Source organism: Streptomyces sp. TOM-9 (genome assembly GCF_056858595.1).
This window is the reverse complement of sequence record NZ_JBXEQB010000001.1, coordinates 5,925,241-5,947,503: the sequence shown is the minus strand read 5'-3', so window position 1 is coordinate 5,947,503 and position 22,263 is coordinate 5,925,241. Positions and strand designations below refer to the sequence as shown.

The window sequence follows — 22,263 nt, the reverse complement described above, 5'->3', positions numbered from 1 at the left end:
CCCGATCCGCAGGGCGGGGGGAGGACGGCACGTCGCGCAGGGGAAGCGCGGGCCCGGCCACCGTGACGGACGTCACGGGTGTGGCCCTACTTCCTGAAGCCGATGTCCTGGAAGCGCGGCGTCGCGAAGCCGAAGGCACCCGCGTTGAGGACGTCCTTGCGCAGGGCGACCAGCTCGGGGCGCTGGTAGAGGGGGATGGAACCGGCGGCCGCCCAGATGCGGGCGTCGGCGCGGGCGGCGAAGTCCCGGGCCTCGGCCGGGTCGAGCTCGCCGGCGGCCTGGTCGAAGAGCTGGTCGATGAGGTCGGTGCCGACCCGGGGATAGTTCTGCTCGACCACCAGGGAGCCGTCCGGCGCGGGCTCGGGCTTGGCGAAGATCGGGCGGGTGTCGGTCGCCGGGAAGGCCGTGCCGGGCCAGCCGTACAGGGCGAGGTCGAAGTCGCCGGCCGCGATGTGGTCGCGGAAGAAGCTGTCGTCGGAGACCCGCTGCAGCTCGGTGCGCACGCCGATGCCGGAGAGCATCGTGGCGATGCGCTCGCCGACCGTGTTCAGGGTCGCCGAGGACTTGGGCAGGACGAAGCGCAGCGTCAGCGCCTTGCCGTTCTTGCGCAGCACCGTCTTGGCCGGTTCGACGACGCTGACCTCGACCTTGTGCGCGGGCGCCGCCTGGTTGCGTTCCGCCGCCCCGGCACCGCCGCCGCCCGCCCCGGCCCCGGGGTCCAGGGCGGTGCGCTGCCAGCCCGCGTCGGCGAGCAGGGCGCGGGCGGCCTTCGTGTCGGACGTGCCCAGGGCCGAGCTGTGGTCGGCGTACCCGGCCTGGGTGAGCAGCAGCAGGTGGTTGCCGAGCGGTTCGTCGGGCAGGCCGAGGGGCGCCAGCACCGCCTTGGCGATGGCCCGGCGGTCCACCGCGCGGGCCACGGCGTGCCGCACCTGCTCGTCGGCGAGCGGCCCGGTGGAACCGTTGAGGGCGAGCTGCGTGTAGGAGGCGGCGCGCGTCCGGTAGACGGCCACGTGCTTGCCGGACACGTCACGGTCGACCTCGGCCACGTCCAGCGCGCCGGAGGCCAGGTCGGCGGCCCGCTGGTGGGCGGGCGCGGCGGCGAGGACCAGCTGGGACAGCTTGGCCCGGTCGCCCCACCACTTGGTGTTGCGGACCAGCGTGACGGACTTCCCGCTCGCGCCGCGGACGGCGAAGGGCCCGCCGGCCACCGGCAGCTCGCGGCGCGCGCCCTCGTTGAAGGCCTTGGCGGTGCCGGTGACGGCCTTGGGGTACAGCGGGGTGAACAGCGACTGCCAGTCCGCGTACCGCTTGTCGAAGGTGACCTTCACCTCGTGCGCGTCCTTGCCGGCCTTGACCGAGGAGATCCGGTCGTACCCGGCGTTGCGCGCGGTCCAGTAGGCGTCCTCGGTGCCGCGCAGCGCCTTCCACTGGGCGGCGAAGTCGGCGGCGCCGATCGGGCGGCCGTCGCTCCAGACCGCCTTGGGGTTGAGCCGGTACGACACGACCTGCTGCGGCTCGCTCCGCACCACCTTGGCCGACCGCAGCAGATCGGTGTCCAGGTACGGGCGGCCCTTCCCGTCCAGCCGGAAGGCGGCGGGCAGCACGGCCGCGGCGACCAGTGCGGTGGCGTCGTTCGCCCCGGACTGGAACGCGTTCAGGGTGCCGGGCGCCGCGTCCACGGCCCAGCGCAGGGTGCCTCCGTCGCGCACCCCGTCCCGGGGCGCCGAGGCGAGGTCGGTCCCTGCGAGGGGGTCGTCCTTGCCGGCGGAGCACCCGGCGGAGGCGGCGACCGCGGCGGCGAGTGCCACGGCGGTCGCGGAGCGGATCAAGGTGGCGCTGCGGGCCATGCGTGCGTACCTCCGCGAGGGGGCCATGATCACAGGACGGCCTATTTGCCGCTTATCGCACCTACTGAAAGCCATTCCGCGACCGCGGACGCCGTCGACACGTCGCGCACCACCGCGTCCCACCCGCCCGGCGCAACGCCTGAGCGGGCCCCCGGCCCCGTGGGCCGGACGCCACCCCCGCACGGGTGCGCGGCCTTCGGGGGAATCACGCGCCACGGCGCGTTCGCACAGGGCGCGCGCCACCCGTAGGTGGGACAATCCCTGCAGATCTCTTCCCAAGCGCGACTGTGACGCGCGACACTCGCTTGGCGTTAGCGTCGTGCACCCGCAACGTGGCGGAGGTGAGGACAGCCATGTCCCTGCAGGACGAACTTGCATCGGTACAACGCCGGCTGGATGAACTGGGCCGGGCCGTGTCCAAGCTGGAGCAGCACGTCGGCGACAGCCTGGACATGAGGCGTGTCCGTGCCGACACCAAGCACCTCAGCGACGACCTCGCGCTGCTGCGCGACAGCGTCGGCACCACCCCGGCCGGGCAGAAGGCGCGGCAGGAGATGGTGACGATCCCGGATACGCCGTACGACCCCAGTCTCTGGTCCGGCGCGGAAGACGAAGGGCTGGGGGCGCCGGACCGCCGAGCGCCCTAGGAGTAGTCCTTGGCCACCGACACACAACCGCCCGCTCCACCGACACCACCCGCTCCACCCGCGCGCCACGGCGTCCTTTCCGCCGGGCGCGCGGCCATTCCGGCACGACATCTGCGCACCGACCGCTGGTGGCTGCAGCCGCTGCTCACCGCGCTCGGCCTGGGCGCCTTCGTCGTCTACTCGACGTGGCGGGCCTTCGCGAACGCGCACTACTACGCCGAGCCGTACGTCTCGCCGTTCTACTCGCCCTGCCTGGGCTCGAACTGCGTGGACATGCCGCTCGGCGCACGCTGGCCGCTGTTCGGCGACTGGTGGGGGCTGTCCCCCGCCCTGCTGGTGCTGATCTTCCCGCTGGGCTTCCGGCTGACCTGCTACTACTACCGCAAGGCGTACTACCGCGGCTTCTGGGCCTCGCCACCCGCCTGCGCGGTGGCCGAGCCGCACGAGAAGTACACCGGTGAGACGCGGTTCCCGCTGGTCCTGCAGAACATCCACCGGTACTTCTTCTACTTCGCCATCCCGGTCGCGGGGATCCTGAGCTACGACGTCGTGCTCGCCTTCCGGGACGAGCACGGGGCGTGGGGCCACATGGGCCTCGGCACCCTGGTGCTGCTGGTGAACATCGCCCTGATCTGGGCGTACACCTTCTCGTGCCACTCCTGCCGGCACATCGTCGGCGGCCGGCTGCGGCACTTCTCCCGGCATCCGGTGCGCTACCGCATGTGGACCTGGGTGGGGAAGCTCAACTCCCGCCACATGCTGCTGGCCTGGCTGTCGCTGGTGAGCGTGGCGCTCGCCGATCTCTATGTCTACCTGGTCGCCAGTGGGGCGTTCGACGATCCGAGGTTCTTCTGATGGCACAAGTCGAACGGCACGCGTACGACGTCGTCGTGGTCGGCGCGGGCGGGGCGGGGCTGCGCGCCGCCATCGAGGCGCGCGAGCAGGGCATGCGCACCGCCGTGATCTGCAAGTCGCTCTTCGGCAAGGCGCACACGGTGATGGCCGAGGGCGGCATCGCCGCGAGCATGGCCAACGTCAATCCGCACGACAACTGGCAGGTCCACTTCCGCGACACCATGCGCGGGGGCAAGTTCCTCAACCAGTGGCGGATGGCGGAGCTGCACGCCCGCGAGGCACCGGACCGGGTGTGGGAGCTGGAGACCTGGGGCGCGCTCTTCGACCGCACGAAGGACGGGAAGATCTCCCAGCGCAACTTCGGCGGTCACGAGTACCCGCGCCTGGCGCACGTCGGCGACCGTACGGGCCTGGAGCTGATCCGCACCCTCCAGCAGAAGATCGTCTCGCTGCAGCAGGAGGACCACCGGGAGCACGGTGACTACGAGGCCCGGCTGAAGGTCTTCCAGGAGTGCACGGTCACCCGGGTGCTCAAGGACGGCGACCGCGTCTCCGGGATCTTCGGCTACGTCCGCGAGTCGGGGCGCTTCTTCGTCGTCGAGGCGCCGGCCGTGGTGCTGGCGACCGGCGGCATCGGCAAGTCCTTCAAGGTGACGTCGAACTCCTGGGAGTACACCGGCGACGGGCACGCACTGGCGCTGCTGGCCGGGGCGCCGCTGATCAACATGGAGTTCGTGCAGTTCCACCCGACGGGGATGGTCTGGCCGCCGTCGGTGAAGGGCATCCTCGTCACCGAGTCGGTGCGCGGCGACGGCGGGGTGCTGCGGAACTCCGAGGGCAAGCGGTTCATGTTCGACTACGTCCCCGACGTCTTCAAGGAGAAGTACGCGCAGAGCGAGGACGAGGGCGACCGCTGGTACGAGGACCCGGACAACAACCGCCGGCCGCCGGAACTGCTCCCCCGCGACGAGGTGGCCCGCGCCATCAACTCCGAGGTCAAGGCCGGCCGTGGTTCCCCGCACGGCGGGGTGTTCCTGGACGTGTCGACCCGGCTGCCCGCCGAGGTCATCCGGCGCAAGCTGCCCTCGATGCACCACCAGTTCAAGGAGCTGGCGGACGTCGACATCACCGCCGAGGCCATGGAGGTCGGCCCCACCTGCCACTACGTGATGGGCGGCGTGGACGTCGACCCGGACTCGGCGGCGGCGACCGGGGTGCCCGGGCTGTTCGCGGCCGGCGAGGTGGCCGGCGGCATGCACGGCTCCAACCGGCTGGGCGGCAACTCGCTCTCGGACCTGCTGGTCTTCGGGCGCCGGGCGGGCCTGCACGCGGCGCAGTACGCGGCCGGGACCGGCGGCACGCGTCCGGCCGTCGCGGAGTGGCAGGTCGACGCCGCCGCGGCGGAGGCGCTGCGGCCGTTCAGCGCGGAGGCCGGGGCCGTGCCGGACGGGGTCCCGGAGAACCCGTACACGCTCCACCAGGAACTGCAGCAGACCATGAACGACCTGGTCGGCATCATCCGCCGGCAGGGCGAGATGGAGGAGGCGCTGACCCGGCTGGACGCGCTGCGGGTACGGGCCCGGCGGGCCGGCGTCGAGGGGCACCGGCAGTTCAACCCGGGCTGGCACCTGGCCATCGACCTGCGGAACATGCTGCTGGTCAGCGAGTGCGTGGCCCGGGCGGCACTGGAGCGCACGGAGTCCCGGGGCGGCCACACCCGCGACGACCACCCGGAGATGGACCGCCGCTGGCGCAAGCTCAACCTGGTCTGCGAACTGGCCGAACCGGCGGACGCGTTCGGCGAGGTGTCGGTCACGCGGCGCGAGATGGACCCGATCCGGCCCGACCTGCTCGCGCTCTTCGAGAAGGACGAGTTGCTGAAGTACCTGACGGACGAGGAGCTGGACCGGTGAGCACGTACACGGCGCACTTCAGGGTCTGGCGTGGCGACGCGGACGGCGGCGGGCTGCAGGACTACCGGGTCGAGGTCCACGACGGCGAGGTGGTCCTCGACATCATCCACCGGCTGCAGGCGACCCAGGCGGGCGACCTGGCGGTGCGGTGGAACTGCAAGGCAGGCAAGTGCGGCTCGTGCAGTGCGGAGGTCACCGGCAGGCCGCGGCTGATGTGCATGACCCGCATGTCGGTGTTCGGCCGGGACGAGACCATCACGGTCACGCCGATGCGGACCTTCCCCGTGGTGCGGGACCTGGTGACGGACGTGTCCTTCAACTACGAGAAGGCGCGGGAGGTGCCGTCCTTCGTCCCGCCCGAGGGCGTGGCGCCGGGCGAGTACCGGATGCTCCAGGAGGACGTGGAGCGCTCGCAGGAGTTCCGCAAGTGCATCGAGTGCTTCCTGTGCCAGGACACCTGCCACGTGGTCCGTGACCACGAGGAGAACAAGAAGGCGTTCGCCGGTCCGCGCTTCCTGATGCGGGTGGCGGAGCTGGACATGCACCCGCTGGACGCGGCGGAGGAGCAGGGACTGGACCGCAAGCGGTCGGCCCAGGACGACCACGGGCTCGGCTACTGCAACATCACCAAGTGCTGCACCGAGGTCTGCCCCGAGCACATCAAGATCACCGACAATGCGCTCATCCCCCTCAAGGAGCGCGCGGTGGACCGCAAGTACGACCCGCTGGTCTGGCTCGGCAACAGGATCCGGCGCAGGAGCTGACCCCTGGGGTACTCCCCCGCGGTGGAGGCGCTGCTCAGAAGAGGCTGAGCAGCGCCTCTATCGTGTCCTCGCCCGTGCTGCCCTCGCCGTCCGAGGGCAGGTCCAGCTCGAACCAGACGGTCTTGCCGCGGTGGGTGCGACGGGAACCCCAGCGGGTGCTGAGCAGGGAGACCAGCTGCAGTCCGCGGCCGCCCTCGTCGGTGGCGCGGGCGCGTCGGCGGCGCGGCTGGGCGAGCGCGTCGTCCCAGACCTCGCAGACCAGGGTGCGGTCGCGCAGCAGGCGGAGCCGGATGTCGCCCTGACCGTGCCGCAGGGCGTTGGTGACCAGTTCGCTGACGAGCAGTTCGGTGGTGTCGACCAGCGCGGCCAGGCCCCAGGCGACCAGGCAGTCGCGGGCCAGCTCGCGGGCACGGGCCACCGAGCGGGGGTTGGGCTCCAGCGTCCAGTCGCCCACCGAATCCTCGGGCAGGCCGTGGACGCGCGCCATGAGCAGGGCGATGTCGTCCTCGCCGTGGGCGGTGTCGAGCCGGGCGAGTATGTGGTCGCAGACGTCCTCCAGCGGGCGCTGGGGTTCGTCGAGCGCGGCACGGAAGGCGCGCAGGCCCTCGTCGAGGGGGTGGTTGCGGGACTCGACGAGACCGTCGGTGTAGAGGGCCAGGAGGGCGCCGTCCGGCAGGTCGACCTCGACCTCCTCGAAGGGCTCCCCGCCGACGCCCAGCGGCATGCCGGTGGGCACCTCCAGCATCATCGCCTGCTCGCCGGGTTCGACCAGGACCGGCGGCAGGTGGCCGGCGTTGGCGATGGTGACCCGCCGGGTGATGGCGTCGTAGACGGCGTAGACGCAGGTGGCGAGGTAGACCTCGGACAGGTCCGAGCCGTCGGCCTCCTTGCCGCGCCGGTTGCTGCGGCCGTCACCGCTGCCCCCGAGGCCGCGGGCGACCTCGTCGAGGGCGGAGAGCACGTCGGCGGGCTCGATGTCCAGGAGCGCCAGGGTGCGTACGGCGGTGCGCAGCTCGCCCATGGCGACGGCGGCGCGCAGTCCGCGGCCCATGACGTCGCCCACGACGAGCGCGGTGCGGTGGCCGGGGAGCTCGATGACGTCGAACCAGTCGCCGCCGACCTCGGTCTCCATGTTGCCGGGCAGGTAGCGGCAGGCGATGTCGAGTCCGGCGGCCTCGGGGTTGCCGGGCGGGAGGAGGCTGCGCTGCAGGATGAGGGCACGTTCGTGCTCGCGCCGGTAGAGCCGGGCGTTGTCGATGAAGACGGCGGCGCGGGCGGCGAGTTCCTCGGCGAGCATCCGGTCGCGCTCGGAGAACGGTTCGCTGCCCTTGGCGCGGGCGAACTGGACCAGGCCCAGGACGGTGTCGCGGGCGACGACGGGCACGGCGAGGGTGGACTGCACCAGGCCCCCGCCGAGTTCGCCGAGCTCCACCTCCGGGTCGCCGCCGTCGGCGCCTATGACCTGGGTCTGGGCGGTGCGCAGGGCGCCCGCCCAGGGGGAGTTGAAGGGGTAGCGGTGGACGGCGCCCACGGAGACCGGGCCGCCCGTGTGGCCGCCGTCCAGGGGGGCGACGGGCGCGTCGGAGACGGCGCTGGCGAAGGCGACCCGGCGGACCTCGCCGCTGCCGTCCGCGGTGCCGACCGGGCCCTCCTCGCCGACCAGGAGCGCCTGGTAGAGGTCGACGGAGGCCAGGTCGCAGAAGTGCGGCACGGCGACGTCGAGCAGTTCGCGGGCGGTGGTCTCCAGGTCCAGGGAACTGCCGATGCGCCGGCTGGCCTCGTTGAGCAGGGCCAGGTTGCGCCGGGTGTGCGCGGCCTCCCGCTCGGCGCGCTGGCGTCCCGTGACGTCCTGGGCGAGGCCGGCGACGCCGATGGGGCGGCCGCTGCCGCTGTGCAGCCGGTACAGCGAGATCGCCCAGCGCCTGCGGTTGTTGGCCCCGGACCCCGAGGAGACGGTGCCGACGATCGTCATGTCCAGCACCGGGTCGCCGCTGTCGAGCACCTGCTTGAGCGCGGCGGTGAGCCGGTCCGCCTCGACGCGGGAGAGGAAGTCGTGCGGGGTGCGGCCCCGGTGGTCGCCGGGGCTGCGGCCGAAGACGGTGGCGAAGCGCTGGTTGACGCGGAGCAGCTTGAGGTTGGTGTCGAAGAGGATGAAGCCCATCGGCGACTGGCCGAACACCGCCTGCGAGGAGGCGAGATCGGTCTCGATCTGACGCAGGACGCGGACGTCCACGGCGATGCAGAGCGCCCCGCGCCTGCCGGTCTCGCTCCGCGAGGGCATGACGTAGACCTCGGCCAGGCCCTCCTGGCCGGCCTTGTCGCGGTACGGCACGGTGCCGATCCACTCGCGCCCGTCGAGGATCTCCGCGATACGCTCGTGCGCCCGGGTACGCCGGTCCTCGGGGACGAAGGCGGTGATCGGGTCCTGGCCCAGCGCCTCGGCGGCGGGTACGCCGAAGAACTCCTCGGCGCGCTCGCTCCACTGCTCGATCCGCCCGTCGGGGCCGAGGGAGAACGAGGCCACCCGGATGTAGTCGTAGAGGGAGCCGGGCGGACTGGACTGCCAGGCGCTCTGTGTCACGGCCTCAGGGTTCCGGGGCCCAACAACCCCCGACGGCTCATCGTTCACGCCCGACCCCTCCAGCTCACACATACGGACCGGCTGGTGCCGAGTATTCAGCATTACCCCCGTTCCGCACATGCACTTGTCGATCACAGCATCATCTCGAGGCGTACGAATTCCGCCGACGCCCCACTTCAACTACCCTGCTCCGGCCCGCCGAACCGTGCGTGACCGGTCATCCGCGCGGGCCGCCCGCGGCGGTCGCCGGGGCGGGGAGGGCGAGCTCGAACCAGACCGTCTTCCCCAGCGGTCCGTGCCGCGTGCCCCAGCGACGGGAGGTGTGGGCGACCAGTTGCAGCCCGCGGCCGCCCTCGTCCTCCTCGCCCGCGGAGCGCCGGCGGGGCGGGTCGGGCAGCGGGTCGGAGACCTCGACCAGCAGCGAGGTGCCGCGCACCATGCGCACGCCGATGGGTCCGCGGGCGTACCGCAGGGAGTTGGTGACCAGTTCGCTGACGAGCAGCACGGTGACGTCGGTGAGGTCGCGCAGCCCCCAGTCCCCGAGGGTCTCCCGTACCTGCCGCCGGGCACGGCGGACGGCGCTCGGCTCGGCCGCGAACGTCCAGTGGGCGGTGCTGCCCTCCGGGAGGCCGCCGAGGCGGGCCATGAGCAGGGCCACGTCGTCGGGTTCGCGGCCGCGGGCGAGGGTGGCCAGCAGGTCGTCGCAGGCCTCCTCCAGGGAGCGCAGCGGACGGCGGGCGAGCACCGACCGGAGCCGGTCCATGCCGATCCCGATGTCCTCGCCGCGCGCCTCGACCAGGCCGTCGGTGTAGAGCACGAGGACGGAGGAGTCGGGCACGTCGAGCTCGACCGGCTCGAAGTCCACGCCGCCGACGCCCAGCGGCACCCCGGCAGGGGAGTCCAGCAGCCGGGCCCGGCCGCCCCCGTGGGCGCCGGGCTCCACCAGGACCGGCGGCGGGTGCCCGGCGCGGGCCACGACGAGCCGCCGGGTGGAGGGGTCGTAGACGGCGTAGACGCAGGTCGCGGTCCAGCCCTCGGCGGTGCCCGCGGCCAAGTCGTCGCCGAGGTCGTCGACGCGGCGCAGCAGTTCCTCCGGCGCCATCTCCAGGGCGGCCAGGGTCCGTACGGCGGTGCGCAGCCGGCCCATCGTGGCGGCGGCGCGCAGCCCGTGGCCGATGACGTCCCCGACGACGAGCGCGACCCGGCCGCCGGCGAGCGGGATGACGTCGAACCAGTCGCCGCCCGCCGCCGCCCCGGTGCTGCCGGGGACGTAGCGGAAGGCGAGGTCGACGCCGGGCGGCTCGGGCACGCTCTGCGGCAGCAGGCTGCGCTGCAGCATCAGGGCGCCCTCGCGTTCGCGGATGTAGAGGCGGGCGTTGTCCAGGGCGGCGGCGGAGCGGTCGCACAGTTCCATGGCGAGGGCGACGTCGTCGGCGTCGAAGGGCTCGCGCCCGCCGGCGCGGCTGACGACCAGCAGCCCGAGGACGATGCCGCGGGCCCGCAGCGGGGCGACCATCAGCGAGTGGATGCCGAGGTCCAGGGCGGCCTGCACCTTGGGGTCGCCCGGGAAGGTGGCGACGGTGTCGCGCAGTTCCTCCGCACTGCGCACCAGGGCCGGCCGCGCGCTGTGCAGCACGGAGCCGAAGACCGACGCCCGGTCGACCCGGATGACCTTGCCGATGCCGATCATCCGGTCGACCAGGGGGCCCTCCTTGGCCGCCCCGATGCCGAGCTGGCGCATCTCGGTGCGCTCCCCGTACGGGGCGCCGGGCAGTTCCCCGCCGTCCGGCACCGCCGCGTGCAGGATCACCCCGCTGTAGTCGCTGAACCGCGGCACGACGGTCCTGGCCAGTTCCTCGGCGATCCGCCGTACGTCCAGCAGGTCCGCCAGGCGTGAGCCGACGTCGTTGAGCAGCGCCAGCCGGCGCCGGGCCCGCTCGATCTTCTCGGCGCTCTGCTGGCGCTCCGTCACGTCCATCACGGTGCAGCTGATGCCCAGCACCCGGCCCGCCCGGTCCTCCAGCCGGTGGTACGACACCGAGCGCCACCCCCCGGCCGGTCCCGGCACCACGACGTCGATGACCGCGCGCCCGGTGGCCAGCACGTGCCGCTGGAGGGTGGCGAGCTCGTCGGCGGCCCCGGCGGCCACGATCTCCTCGACGCGGTGCCCGAGGGTGTCCTCGGCGGGGACGCCGTTCATCCGAGCCAGGGCCTCGTTGACACGGACGTAGCGCAGCTCGGTGTCGAAGATCGCGACGCCCAGGGGCGAGGAGCCGAAGAGCGAGTCCAGTGCCGCCAGGTCGTGCTCCATGCTGCGGATCCGGCTGGCCTCGGCGATCGACACCAGGACGAAGGGCCGGCCGTCGCCGTCCACGAGGAGCGAGGCGCGCGCCTCGACCTGCACCTGGTGGCCGTCGCGGTGCCGGACGGAGAGGATGCCCTCCCAGCGACCGGTGCGCAGCAGCTCGGCGAGGATGCGTTCGGCGGGACCGGGGCGGGGCACGGAGGCCGTCCGGCGGGCGGCGGGCGGTGTCCTCCACGGCCGGCCGTCCTCGCCCGGGCCGATCAGGGCGGAGACCCGGCGGCCCACGATGTGCTCGCCCGCCCAGCCGAGCATCTCCTCGGCGAGCGGGCTCCAGAGCAGGACGCGGCCGGAGGTGTCGAGCATGACCACGGCCAGCCGCAGGGTGTCCAGGAGCGTCCCCGAGGCGGTGGGCCCGCCCGGCACAGGTCCCGCGGGTCCGGGATGGAGACCGGCGTGGGCGCGCCCGTGCCCGGCCGGGGACTCGGGGGGTCCCGGGTCCTCGCCCTTGCCTGTGCCGTCCTCGCTCCCGCTCACGTGTGGGGACCCCAGACCATTGCAGGGCCGCCGGCTCAGGGCCGGCCGACCGTCGGCGGATCAATCCCCCCATACCCGATATTCCGCGCCGCATATCCGTCGTGGCGCGCCGTGGGGCGGTCCCGGGGGGCGGGTCGGTCAGCCCGGGGTGGGCCCCTGGACGGCCCGGGCCGCCGCCCAGGCGGCCGCGGGACGGTCCTGGTCGAGCCAGTCGACCTCGTCGAGACGGTCGGGGGTGAGCCAGCGCAGCTCGTCGTGGTCCTCCAGCGGCCGGGGCTCCCCGGACAGGATGCGGGCCGTCCACACCTGCAGGACGTAGCCGCGCCCCAGTGGCCATTCGCCGGGGACCCGCTCCAGCGCCTCGGCCTCCACACCCAGTTCCTCGCGCAGCTCACGGGTCAGCGCCTGCGGCGCCGTCTCCCCGGGTTCGAGCTTGCCGCCGGGCAGCTCCCACCGCCCCGCCAGCTCCGGCGGCGCACTGCGCCGCGCCGCGAGCAGCCTGCCCCGGTCGAGCACGGCCGCGCCGACCACCACCGTCACGTCGTGCGTCGTCATGGGCGGCACCCTATCCGTGGCGGCCGTCCGTGGCGGACGGGCTACGACGCGCGGCGGTCGATCCGCTCGATGAGGTAGAGCTGCTTGTGGCCGCGCGCGTCCAGGGTGTCGGCGACACGTTCGGCCTCCTGCCGGGTGGCGTAGCGGCCGACCCGGTATCGGTTGCCGTTGTCGTCCTGACGTATGACGACCCAGACCAGCTCGCTCATCGGATGTCCTCCAGGTGCGCCACGTTGGCCCGGTCGTCGTCCTCGCCGCTCGGGACGCCGGTGAACCAGGCGTCGAGGATCTCCTTGAGCAGGGGCTCGCTGGTCAGACGCAGGCTCAGGGCGAGGGCGTTGGCGTCGTTCCACTTGCGGGCGCCGTCCGCGGAGTAGGCGTCGACGCACAGGGCGGCACGGACGCCGGACACCTTGTTGGCGGCGATGGCGGCCCCCGTGCCCGTCCAGCAGCACACGACGGCCTGGTCGGCGCGGCCCTCCGCGAGGTCCCGGGCGGCGCTCTCCGCGCTCCACGCCCAGTCCCTGCGGTCGCCGGCGCGCAGGGCACCGTAGGCGATCACGGTGTGGCCGCGGCGGCGCAGTTCGTCGACGACCAGCCGCGCAACGGGCTCGTCCATGTCCGAGGAAACGGCGATGCGCATATGCCGGAGCCTACGCCCGAACGTGACGCGCCGGACACGTTCGGGCAGTATTCGACTCGATCGGGCCATGTTCGATTGGGAGTTGACTCAGAAGGGGCTCTTGTCCGCGCCTCCCGCGCATCGGCGCGCGCCCCGGCGCCGCCCTCCACGCCCCGCGCACCGCCGGCGCCCCGCGCCCACGCGGCCCACCAGCGGACTTGCGGACGCCGGCGCGGATGCGGCGCGCCCGGCCGCCGCCGCCCGGCGCCCGGGCGGCGTCACTTCACCGGCATCCGGTACGACACCCGGTAGCGGTCGGCCGGGATGACGATGTCCGCGGTCTCGACGGGGAGCCCGGAGGCGTAGTACGTCCGGTGGATCTCGATGACCACGTGACCGGGCACCCCGCCCAGCACCGCGGTCTCCTCGGCGAGTCCCGGCCGGGCGCCGACGTCCTCGGCCACGTTGTCGACCACGACGTCGAGCGCGGCCATGCGCTCCACCACGCCCTGGCCGGCCAGCGGGCCCTCCTCCGGCAGCAGGACGGGCGAGCGGCCGGTCACCGACAGCGGCTCCCAGGAGGTGGCCATCATCATCGGCTCGCCCTCCGTCCGGTAGAGGTAGCGCGTGCGCATCACGCGGTCGCCCGGCTTGATGCCGAGCCGCTCCGCGACGCGCGCGTTCGCCGCCTCCTGGAAGCTGTTCGACTCCCAGGTGCCCTTGAAGCCCTCGTCGGCCTGCTCCTGCCGGAACGGCGTCGCCTGGCCGTTGCCCGGCCGGTAGCCGGTGCGCACGACCAGCCGCGGGTCGGGACGTTCGCGCACGTACGTGCCCGAGCCGGACCGGCCCTCGACGAAGCCCTCGGCCATCAGCACCTTGCGGGCCTCCAGGGCGACGGTGTCCGACACCCCGTACTCCGCCCTGATGCGGGCCTGCGAGGGCAGGCGGGTGTGCGGAGGGAGGCTGCCGTCGAGGATCTTGCGGCGGAGATCCTCGGCGACGCGCAGGTACGCGGGCTGCTCACCGAAAGGCACGTGCCCCTCCCTCGGGTTGACTGTGTGCAACAGCTTGACAACTCAGGGTTGCCACCCGCAAGCCTTCCGCAAGGCTTTACCCGTGTCGCGTCACCCGGGCAGCAGATCGAAGGCCGCGAGCACCACCCGTGCGTGCTGCTCCGCCTGCTGGCGCACCGGGATCCAGCGGGCCCGGTGCGCGGTCTCGTACGCCTCGCACCAGTCCGCCACCAGCCCCTCCAGCAGTTCACGCACGGCCACCAGCGGGGTCGGCCCGTGGTCCACGGTACGGACCACCCGCAGCAGCATCGCGGCGGCGCGCAGCGGCAGTCGCTGCGCGTAGATCTCGACGCTGCTGACCCGGGCCCGGGTCATCGCGGGCAGCGGCGGCGCGGCCGCGGTGCGCAGGGCCGGGTCCCAGTCCGCGGCCAGCGCCGGGCCGACCGCGACGATCTCCCGCGCCGCGCGCAGCAACGGCCCGCCGTCCCCGGGCAGGTGCGGGCCCACCTCCCCGATGAGCCCGCCGACCAGCAGGCTGGCACGGCGCAGCGCCTCCCCCGCCGTGCGCAGCGCGCCGTCGGCACCCGGGTGCGGCGAGGTGTCGGCGGCGCGGTCGCACGCCCACATGGGCACCTCGGCGATCGCGGTGACCCCGCCGTACCGGTGGGCGTACGTCCAGGTCGAGTGGGAGGCGTCCTCGCGCGGGCCGCCGGGCGGCGGCAGCACGTACACCCCCGGGCCGGGGCTCGGCCAGTGGAAGGCGTCGGAGGAACCGGCCTCCAGGGGGATGTCGAACTCGGCGGCGGACTTGGCGATCCGCTCCGCGAGCCGCGGGATCTCCCGGGTCACCTGGATGAAGGTGCCGCCCACGTCGATGCCGTGCAGCGAGCACTGCAGCACCGGCCGCAGCTCGTCGATGACCCCGATCAGCGCGCGGGTCTCGGGCAGCGCGCCCTCCAGCGTGCCGTCGTCCGGCAGCCACTCGGGCTGCTCGGCGGCGCGCGGGCGGAAGAAGTGCCGGTAGTGGCCGAGCATGGTGAACCGGGCGTCGGGGACGGCCTCGTTGAGCCGGGCGCCGTCCGGGTCCGCGCAGAGCAGGAAGTGCCAGGCGGCGTCGGCCCCGTCCCGCAGCACGGGGTCGGCGGTGACCCGCCGGGCCAGCAGCAGCACGGTGGCACCACCGACCATCTCGTTGGCGTGCGGGCCGGCCACCACCAGGACGTTGCGCGATCCGTGCCCGACCGAGAGCAGCAGCAGCGGCTCCCCGGCCCGGGAGAGGCCCACCGTCCGCAGCCGGCAGACGTCGGGCCGGCGCAGCGCCAGGGCCCTGGCCGCCGCGGCGACCTCGTCCACGGTCGGGTAGCGCTCGCCGACAGCGGTCTCCCCCGGAGATGTCATGCAGCCCCCCGCATCGGTCCCTACGGTCAGGTTCGGATTGTTCCAATCCGTACGGAGCCGGGGCTAGAGCGCGTCGGGCGGCTGTCGGACCCGACACGGCGAAGGGGTACGGCTGCTGACGCAGCCGTACCCCATCTCCGCCCGGCGGGTGCCGGTGCGCGGTCAGTGCCGTCCGGCGGCCTGACGGCGACGGGTCGCGAGGACCACACCGCCACCGGCGGCCAGCAGCACGGCCGCGGCGGCCGAGATCATGCCCACGTTGCTGCTGCCGGTCTCGGCGAGGTCGCCCGAGCCGCCGTTGGGGGACTCGGAGGCCGCGGCCTCGACGGACTCGGACGCCGAGGCGGACGCCGAGGCCGAAGCCGACTCCGAGGCCGGGGCGGTGGCCGAGGGGGTGTCGGTCGCGGCGGGGGTGGTCTCCTCGCCGCCGGCCGGGGTGGTCTCGCCACCGGCGGGGGTGGTCTCGCCGCCCGAGGGGGTGGTCGGGGTCGAGGTGGCGGGGGTCGAGGGGACGGTCTGCGTGGTGCAGTCCTTCGTGCCGCCGTTCCACCAGGCGATCTTCTTGTCGCCGATGACCGCGTGGTCCGGGCCCTCGGGCAGGTCGCCGTGCTCGTAGCCGTCGTTGGCGTCCAGGACGCCGTCGTACTTCTTGTTGCCGTAGTACAGGTCGATCTGCGCGAAGCAGGTGACGTCCGGCACGGCCACGTCGAGGGTGTCGGTGCCGGTGGTGATCTTCACGGTGTCCCAGTCGTGGAACACCTGCTTGCCGGAGGTCTGGAAGGTGGCGCCGTGGGTGCGGTAGGAGGCGAGGGACACGGTGCAGGACGAGGAGCCGTCCGCGACCCGGACCTTGACGTGGACCTTGCCGTCCTCGCCGGGCTTGAGGTTGACGTCGTCGACCTTGACCGACGGGTACCAGACCGTGCCGTCGAGCGAGAACTCGCAGCGGTCGGTGGAGGTCTTGGTGCCGCCGCCCTGGCCGGGCTTGTAGCCGTGGTGGCCACCGCGGTCCCAGCCCTTGCCGCCCGGGCAGTCGCCGGCCCAGGCGGAGGTGGCACCCACGGCGGTGAGGGCGACGGCCGCGGCGCTCACGCCCAGCAGCCGTCCGACGGTGACACGTCGCGATATGGACATGCAGAACCCAATCTTGGCGTTGCGTGGCCCGGCGGGCGCGACTGACGGCAGCTCTCCCCGTACGTGAGCAGGCCGAGGCGTCACCGGGCGAGTGGTCGAAGTGCACACGGGACTCATCGGCCCCAGTGGCACCACGCATCGTCGTGGCTCTGTCAATGGGCTGTCAACCTGGGGCGACGCAAAGGCTCGTGGACCGAGGTCTCGATCCGGTACACCGCGGTCATCGCGCCGAAGGCCAGCACCCGCACCAGATCGGCGTCGTAGGGGTCGGGATCGGCGATCCGCCAGGCCTCGGCGTCCGCCTCGGTGATCCGGTACGGGGCGAGGGCGGCGAGCAGCGCCAACCGTGCGCCGGGGCGTTCGGCGGCGGGCACGGCGGCGAGCGGGGCTGCGGTCCAGTCGCCGCCGAGCGGCGGATGCGCGCCGTCCCAGGCGTCCACCGCGGCCACGACCGCCTCCCGGGCCGCGTCGCCGAGCCGCTGCCCGCCCACGGCGGCGGCCCGCGCCAGCGCGGCGAAGGCGGTGCCCACCGGGGCGTCCGCGGCCCACTCCGGCGCGGGCCCGGCCGGGCCGCGCAGCAGGGGCAGGCTGGCCCCCGGCGGCAGCGGCCTGCGGACGGTACGGGCCAGCGCCCGGCCGCCCAGGCTGCGCACCAGCCGCAGCCGCTGCAGTCCGCCGGGGAGCAAGTCCCCGGTCAGAAGGGCGGACACCATCCGGTTGACGAAGTGGAAGGCGAGCGCGGTGCCGATGAACTCCGGCGCGTCCCGCGGGTCGAAGGGGTGCGCCGCGGCCGCGGGCGCGCCGGGGGTCGCGGTCGCGCCGCCCCAGGCGACCAGCGCGGCCTGGGCGGGGTCGTCCGGCCTGCCGCCGCGGGCGACCGTCTCGGCGAGGCGGTGGTCACCCGTGGCGTGCAGCAGGACGGTGTGCGCGTCCACGCAGAAGGGGCAGCGGTTCGCCGCCGACACCCCCAGGGCGACGAGTTCCTTGTCGGTGCGCGGCACGCGGCCGGCCAGCAGAGACTCGCGCAGCACGGCCCAGGTCGCCGCGAGCAGGTCGGGGGCGGCCGACAGCGCGACGAAGGTCGGCGCGCGGCCGATGCCGAAGTCGGCGGCGAGCTGGGCGTAGACCTCGGCGGTACGGCCCGTGGCGTCGCCGGGTGGCGCGGGAGTGGTGAGACGGAAGGGCGTGGCCATGGCCGGGCCTCCTCGCTGACGGCTCGTGGACGGCGATTCTCGACGGGTCGATGGTGGCCGACCGGGGGCCCGCCGGTCGTCCTCCGGGGGAAGGGGGATGTCACTGCTCCGGGCGCCGGGGCCGTAGGCGGGACTACTCCACCGGGAGTAGCCGCGGAGCCGTCTTCGGGGAGGACGTGCCGCCCCGCGGGGCGGCGTAGGGTGCGGGCATGGGTGGCACGCTGATCGGGCGTCAGGGGTGGGCCGGGCTGCGGGGGTGGCGGGGCGTCGCCTTCGACGCGGTGATCGGCGTCGTCCTGGCCGTCGACGTCCTGCTGCTGCCCGGGGTGCCGCGCCCCTCGAACGCCCTCGACCTGGCACTGGGCCTGGTGGGCGCGCTGGCGGTCGCCGGGAGCCGCCGCCGGCCCACGGCGGCGCTGCTGCTGTGCACCGGCTGCATGCTGGCGTACGCGCTGCGGGTGCACCCCGGCCCCTCGGCGGCGTTCCCCGTGCTGGTCGCGGTCCACATGGCGGTCAGGTCGGGCGGGAAGCGGCTGCCGGTGCAGCTGTCGGCCCTGGCGTTCCTCACCGGCTACCTCGCCTCCGGGCAGCCCGCGCCGACCTCGGCGCAGTCCACCGCGCTGCTGCTCGGCTGGTTCCTGGCCTCGGTCGCCATGGCCGTGGTGGGCCGGCACCGCCGGGCCTACCTGGAGCAGCTGGAGCGGCGGGCGCTGGACGCCGAACGCACCCGCGAGGAGGCGGCGTTGCGCCGGGCCGGCGAGGAGCGGCTGCGGATCGCCCGGGAGCTGCACGACTCGCTCACCCACAGCATCTCGATCATCAAGCTGCAGGCCGGGGTCGCCGTCCACCTGGCCCGCAAGCGCGGCGAGGAGGTGCCCGCCGCGCTGCTGGCGATCCAGGAGGCGAGCGGGGAGGCGATGCGGGAGCTGCGCGCGACCCTGGAGGTGCTGCGCGGCACCGGCGGCGGCCACGGCCTGGACCGGATCGAGGACCTGGTGGAGCGCTCGCGCACGGCCGGACTGCCCACCAGCGTCACGGTCGGCGGACGGGAACGGCCGCTGGCCGACGGGGTCGACCGGGCCGCCTACCGGATCGTGCAGGAGGCGCTCACCAACGTCACCCGGCACGCCGGTCCCGAGCCCCGGGCCACCGTCCGCATCGAGTACGGCGACCGGGAACTGGTCGTCCAGATCGACGACGACGGCACCGCGGCCCCCGGGGACGGCCCGGTGCCCGGGGTCGGGCTGACCGGGATGCGGGAGCGGGTGACCGCGCTCGGCGGGCGGCTGCACGCCGGGCCGCGGCCCGAGGGCGGCTTCTGCGTGCGCGCCGAACTCCCCCTGGACGCACTGCCGGCGGCCGACGGCAGGACGGCGCCCGGGGCGGCCGGGGCGCCGCTGGAGGAGGTGTCGTGATCCGCGTGCTGATCGTCGACGACCAGGCGCTGATGCGGGCCGGGTTCCGCGCCCTCCTCGACGCCGAGGACGGCATCGAGGTGGTGGCCGAGGCGGGCGACGGTCAGCAGGGCGTCGAACTCGCCCGGCGGCACGTGCCCGACGTGGTGCTCCTCGACGTCCAGATGCCCGTGCTCGACGGGATCGGCGCGACCCGGCTGATCGCCGCCGATCCGCGGCTGGCGGGCGTCCACGTGGTCATCCTGACCAACTACGGCCTGGACGAGTACGTCTTCGACGCGCTGCGCGCCGGCGCCAGCGGATTCCTGCTGAAGGACACCGAACCCGCCGACCTCGTCCAGGCCATCCACGTCGCCGAGCGCGGCGACGCCCTGCTCTCCCCCGCCATCACGCGCAGGCTGATCGGCGAGTTCGTCGCGCGGCCGCCCGACGCCACGCACGCGGCCGGCCTGGAGGCGCTGACCAACCGGGAGCGCGAGGTGCTCGCGCTCGTCGCCCGCGGGCTCAGCAACGACGAGGTCGCCGGGCGGATGGTCATCAGCCCGCTCACCGCCAAGACCCACGTCAGCCGGGCGATGACCAAGCTGGGCGCCCGCGACCGCGCCCAACTGGTCGTCTACGCCTACGAGTCGGGGCTGATCACACCGAAGGGTTCGCCGCCGCGACCGTCGTGGCCAGCCCCAGCGCCTCCCGCGCCCTGACGGCCTCCGCGTGGCCGCTGTGCGAGTCCGCGGCCTCGTAGTGCTCGTAGTAGGCGTCCGCGTCCTTCGCCGCGGCGGCCTTCGCCCAGTGCGTGCGTGCCTTCCCGGCCTCCGCCACGAGCGCGGCGACCGGTTGCTCGGCGCCGGCCGGCCAGTCGTGGGCGTCCAGCGCCCGGGCCTCGGCGGCGAGGGCGACCGAGACCTCGCCGGCCCAGGTGCGGTAGCCCTCGAGGTCGTCCTCGACGTACTCCTCCTCCGGCCCCTTCGCCATGGCCTCGTTGAGGACGTTGGCGGCCTTCAGATAGGCGACCTGGTGCGCGTCGAGCGTGCTCGCGTCCTGCCGCATGGAGCCCTTGAGCGCGCCCTTCTCCTTGCCGAACATGCAGGTCACCTCACGGTCCCCGAGCTTCCAGGTCTCCCGGTCCGGGGCGTAGTAGTACACCCTGACGTCCGCCGGCACCGCCCAGCTGTCCATGGCGTAGGCGTCGGAGAGCCGTTGGCAGCGGTCCTCCACGAGGTCCCTGAGCTCCGTGTCGCCCGGGTAGCCCTGGGGCCCGGGCAGCCGGAAGGTCCCGACCACCTCGCCGGCGTGCCCCTGTGCGCAGGACACGGTGTCCATGTCGGCGGTCGGGGCCTCCAGGTCGCCGCCGGGGGTGTCGAAGCAGTCGCCCCGGCGCAGCGAGAAGGCGCCGTCGTCCCGCGCCCCTTCCCTGACGCCCTCCTTGAAGCTCTTGACGAACGCGGCGGCCCCGCCGGCGAGCACCAGGGCGCACAGCAGCGTGCCGACGGCCGACAGCACCAGGCCGGTGACGGCCATGCCCTTGCCGCGCGCGCCCGTCCGTTTGATCTGCACCAGCGCGATCGTCCCCAGCACGACGCCGACCACCGGCAGCATGCACAGCAGCCCGGTCACCAGCGCGGCGACGGCGAGCCCGTTCAGCGGCGCCCGCTGCGCCGCGGGCGGGAGCGCCGGCTGGAGGGGGTAGGACGGATACGGCGGAGGCTGCACGGAACGGCTCCTCACGGGCGGGTGGCGTGGCGAACGGCCGCGCGAATATATCCCGGCCTCCGCGACCCTCTGTCGGCGGCCACCGTTAGGGTTCTGCCAGCCGGGCGCAGACACCCGAGGGGGAGCCACGATGTCCGCCGAAGCGGCCGAACAGGCCTGGGACCGCATCGACTTCTGGCTGGGCGCCCACGCCCCGGCGACGTTCGCCATGCTCCACCCGCCGGCGCCGCAGGAGGAGATCGCCGCGGTGCAGCGGCGCATGGGCGTCACCTTCCCGCCGGACCTGGTGGCCACGCTGCGCCGGCACGACGGGGCGGACGAGGACTTCCTCCTGCCGACGCACGACGGCCTGCTGGGCACCCACGGATGCGAGGAGCGGTCCGGTTTCCTGCGCGGCATGCTGGCCGAGGTCCTCGACGAGGACGATGACGAGGAGGGGAACGACGGCGCCTACTGGCACCACCGCTTCGTGCAGTTCGCCTCCTACACCATCACCGCGGACGGCCTGACCGTGGACTGCCGCCCCGGCGCGTCCTTCGGCGCGGTCGGCCGCTTCTTCGACGGGTCCGGCACCGACTTCGGCCACGCCCCGTCGCTGGGCGCGTACCTGGGCGACGTCGCCGACAGCCTGGAGCGCGGGCTGCCCTTCCAGGGCGGCCGGACCTGGCCCGTCGTCAGCGACGGCGTCCTGGAGTGGGACGACTCCGAGCGCGCCCACCCCGCGTGGGGCGATCCCTCGGAGCCGCTGCCCTCCCCCGACGACGACTCGCTGCCGCCGCTGCCGCCGCGCGGCTCCGAGGAGCCGCTGCGCGCCGTCCACGTGCGCAAACTGGGCGGTCTCGGCGCACTCGTGGCCACGCTCCCCCGCGCCACGGTCGCCACCGCCGCGGCCCGGCAGATGCGCCGGCTGGCCGAAGAGTCCGGCCTGGCAAGGTACCCCGAGGTCGCCGCGGCCCTGGACACCCTCGACGGCGGCCGCGCCGTCGGACTCACCGGCACCGGTCCGCTCGGGCTCAGGCTGCGCCAGGTCCGCCGTGAGGCGTCCGCCCACCACGACGGCGTCCGCACACAGGCCGTGATGTGCCTCGTACTGCTGCTCACCGACCTGCCCCACCGGGCGCTGGTGAGGACCGCCGACGTCCGCTCCCGGATCTCCCCCGGCTGGCGCGCCGCGCTCCACGCCGACCTCGGCTCCCCTGCGCTGCCGCCGGAGCCGGAGGCCGCCTTCTGGACGGCGCTGGACAACCCCGCGATCGACGCGGGCCGTCAGGGGGCGGGCGCATGACGACACGACGGACGGTACTGGCCGCGGGTGCGGCGGTGCTCGCGGCCGGGTGCGGCTCGCGGCGTCCGCAGGCGGAGCGGCACGAGGCCGCGCAAGGCCCGGTACGGACGGACACCGCCCCGCTGGAGCGGCGTTTCCCGCTGCTGGGTCGGCTCCACGGCGCCCACTGGCTGGGGTACGACCTGGTCGCGGGCGACGACGGCAGGTCGGTCCCCGGTCCTTCGGACGTGCGGGTGGTCGGCGTCGCCGCCCTCACGGACGGCCGGGTCGCCGCGCTCACCGCCCACCGCGACTTCCGCCCGGCGAGCCTGCCCGTGCTCCCGGGCCGGCTGGCCGGCTTCCTCCCGGCGGACGCACGGTGGCTGCGGAGCGGGTCCTTCGACGCCGAGATCACCGCGGACGCCTACAGCGGCTCGTTCCTGCTCTCGCAGGCCCGGGGCCTGGTCTGCTTCGACAGCGTCAACCCGGTGGCCGCCGCCCCGTCCCCGTAGA

General features: G+C 74.1%; 19 protein-coding genes. 8 read left to right on the top strand and 11 right to left on the bottom strand.

The genetic code is table 11. From position 1 onward, the window contains the following. Positions 1 to 86: 86 nt before the first annotated feature. Positions 87 to 1,847: an ABC transporter family substrate-binding protein gene (locus AC1VWI_RS27875; protein ID WP_499513749.1), complete on the bottom strand. Its 1,761-nt coding sequence runs from the start codon at positions 1,845 to 1,847 to the stop codon at positions 87 to 89. A 353-nt stretch (positions 1,848 to 2,200) separates the two neighbouring features. Between AC1VWI_RS27875 and AC1VWI_RS27870 the strand changes: the two genes are divergently transcribed. Genes AC1VWI_RS27870 through AC1VWI_RS27855 form a run of 4 tightly spaced genes read left to right on the top strand, consistent with a single transcriptional unit; the run spans position 2,201 to position 6,026 of the window. Further along, positions 2,201 to 2,494 carry an Rv0250c family protein gene (locus AC1VWI_RS27870; RefSeq protein ID WP_499513748.1) on the top strand — a complete coding sequence of 98 codons (294 nt, stop codon included), beginning with the start codon at positions 2,201 to 2,203 and terminating at the stop codon, positions 2,492 to 2,494. A 9-nt stretch (positions 2,495 to 2,503) separates the two neighbouring features. Continuing rightward, the gene (gene sdhC / locus AC1VWI_RS27865; RefSeq protein WP_499513747.1) at positions 2,504 to 3,349 is read left to right on the top strand and encodes a succinate dehydrogenase subunit SdhC; all 846 of its coding nucleotides are present in this window, start codon (positions 2,504 to 2,506) and stop codon (positions 3,347 to 3,349) included. Then, a complete protein-coding gene (locus AC1VWI_RS27860) occupies positions 3,349 to 5,262 on the top strand; it encodes a fumarate reductase/succinate dehydrogenase flavoprotein subunit (protein ID WP_499513746.1) in 1,914 nt (637 codons plus the stop codon). Before sdhC ends, AC1VWI_RS27860 begins: the two co-directional genes overlap by 1 nt. Then, on the top strand, positions 5,259 to 6,026 hold the full coding sequence (locus AC1VWI_RS27855; protein WP_499513745.1) for a succinate dehydrogenase/fumarate reductase iron-sulfur subunit: 768 nt from the start codon (positions 5,259 to 5,261) through the stop codon (positions 6,024 to 6,026). Before AC1VWI_RS27860 ends, AC1VWI_RS27855 begins: the two co-directional genes overlap by 4 nt. A gap of 34 nt (positions 6,027 to 6,060) precedes the next feature. Here AC1VWI_RS27855 and AC1VWI_RS27850 read toward each other — a convergent pair whose 3' ends face one another. The 9 genes from AC1VWI_RS27850 to AC1VWI_RS27810 all read right to left on the bottom strand — a co-directional run bounded on the left by AC1VWI_RS27850 (position 6,061) and on the right by AC1VWI_RS27810 (position 17,361). Further along, entirely contained in the window at positions 6,061 to 8,679 is a 2,619-nt protein-coding gene (locus AC1VWI_RS27850; protein ID WP_499513744.1) for a SpoIIE family protein phosphatase, read from the bottom strand. Positions 8,680 to 8,824: 145 nt separating this feature from the next. Then, complete coding sequence (locus AC1VWI_RS27845) at positions 8,825 to 11,446, bottom strand: SpoIIE family protein phosphatase (protein WP_499513743.1); 2,622 nt, start codon at positions 11,444 to 11,446, stop codon at positions 8,825 to 8,827. Between the two features lie 138 nt (positions 11,447 to 11,584). Further along, the gene (locus AC1VWI_RS27840) at positions 11,585 to 12,001 is read right to left on the bottom strand and encodes a (deoxy)nucleoside triphosphate pyrophosphohydrolase (RefSeq protein WP_499513742.1); all 417 of its coding nucleotides are present in this window, start codon (positions 11,999 to 12,001) and stop codon (positions 11,585 to 11,587) included. Between the two features lie 41 nt (positions 12,002 to 12,042). Continuing rightward, positions 12,043 to 12,210, bottom strand: a complete 168-nt coding sequence (locus tag AC1VWI_RS27835; RefSeq protein WP_361808082.1) for an SPOR domain-containing protein — start codon at positions 12,208 to 12,210, stop codon at positions 12,043 to 12,045. Beyond that, positions 12,207 to 12,644, bottom strand: coding sequence for an RpiB/LacA/LacB family sugar-phosphate isomerase (locus tag AC1VWI_RS27830; protein WP_499513741.1), 438 nt, complete (start codon positions 12,642 to 12,644; stop codon positions 12,207 to 12,209). The genes AC1VWI_RS27835 and AC1VWI_RS27830 overlap by 4 nt, the downstream gene beginning before the upstream one ends. A gap of 257 nt (positions 12,645 to 12,901) precedes the next feature. Continuing rightward, a complete protein-coding gene (locus AC1VWI_RS27825; RefSeq protein WP_499513740.1) occupies positions 12,902 to 13,657 on the bottom strand; it encodes a GntR family transcriptional regulator in 756 nt (251 codons plus the stop codon). 90 nt (positions 13,658 to 13,747) lie between these two features. Further along, complete coding sequence (locus tag AC1VWI_RS27820; protein ID WP_499513739.1) at positions 13,748 to 15,034, bottom strand: M14 family zinc carboxypeptidase; 1,287 nt, start codon at positions 15,032 to 15,034, stop codon at positions 13,748 to 13,750. A 162-nt stretch (positions 15,035 to 15,196) separates the two neighbouring features. Continuing rightward, entirely contained in the window at positions 15,197 to 16,168 is a 972-nt protein-coding gene (locus AC1VWI_RS27815; protein ID WP_499513738.1) for an LAETG motif-containing sortase-dependent surface protein, read from the bottom strand. Between the two features lie 152 nt (positions 16,169 to 16,320). Then, entirely contained in the window at positions 16,321 to 17,361 is a 1,041-nt protein-coding gene (locus tag AC1VWI_RS27810) for a carboxymuconolactone decarboxylase family protein (protein WP_499513737.1), read from the bottom strand. A gap of 209 nt (positions 17,362 to 17,570) precedes the next feature. Between AC1VWI_RS27810 and AC1VWI_RS27805 the strand changes: the two genes are divergently transcribed. Continuing rightward, positions 17,571 to 18,776: a sensor histidine kinase gene (locus AC1VWI_RS27805; protein ID WP_499513736.1), complete on the top strand. Its 1,206-nt coding sequence runs from the start codon at positions 17,571 to 17,573 to the stop codon at positions 18,774 to 18,776. After that, entirely contained in the window at positions 18,773 to 19,477 is a 705-nt protein-coding gene (locus AC1VWI_RS27800; RefSeq protein WP_499513735.1) for a response regulator, read from the top strand. Before AC1VWI_RS27805 ends, AC1VWI_RS27800 begins: the two co-directional genes overlap by 4 nt. Here the strand turns inward: AC1VWI_RS27800 and AC1VWI_RS27795 are convergent. Next, the gene (locus AC1VWI_RS27795; protein ID WP_499513734.1) at positions 19,416 to 20,486 is read right to left on the bottom strand and encodes a DUF4190 domain-containing protein; all 1,071 of its coding nucleotides are present in this window, start codon (positions 20,484 to 20,486) and stop codon (positions 19,416 to 19,418) included. The two genes, AC1VWI_RS27800 and AC1VWI_RS27795, sit on opposite strands and share 62 nt — an antisense overlap. 130 nt (positions 20,487 to 20,616) lie before the next feature. Here AC1VWI_RS27795 and AC1VWI_RS27790 point away from each other — a divergent pair, with 130 nt between their 5' ends. After that, a complete protein-coding gene (locus tag AC1VWI_RS27790) occupies positions 20,617 to 21,771 on the top strand; it encodes an SMI1/KNR4 family protein (protein ID WP_499513733.1) in 1,155 nt (384 codons plus the stop codon). Continuing rightward, positions 21,768 to 22,262, top strand: coding sequence for a hypothetical protein (locus AC1VWI_RS27785; protein WP_499513732.1), 495 nt, complete (start codon positions 21,768 to 21,770; stop codon positions 22,260 to 22,262). Before AC1VWI_RS27790 ends, AC1VWI_RS27785 begins: the two co-directional genes overlap by 4 nt. The last annotated feature ends 1 nt before the right edge of the window (position 22,263 follow it).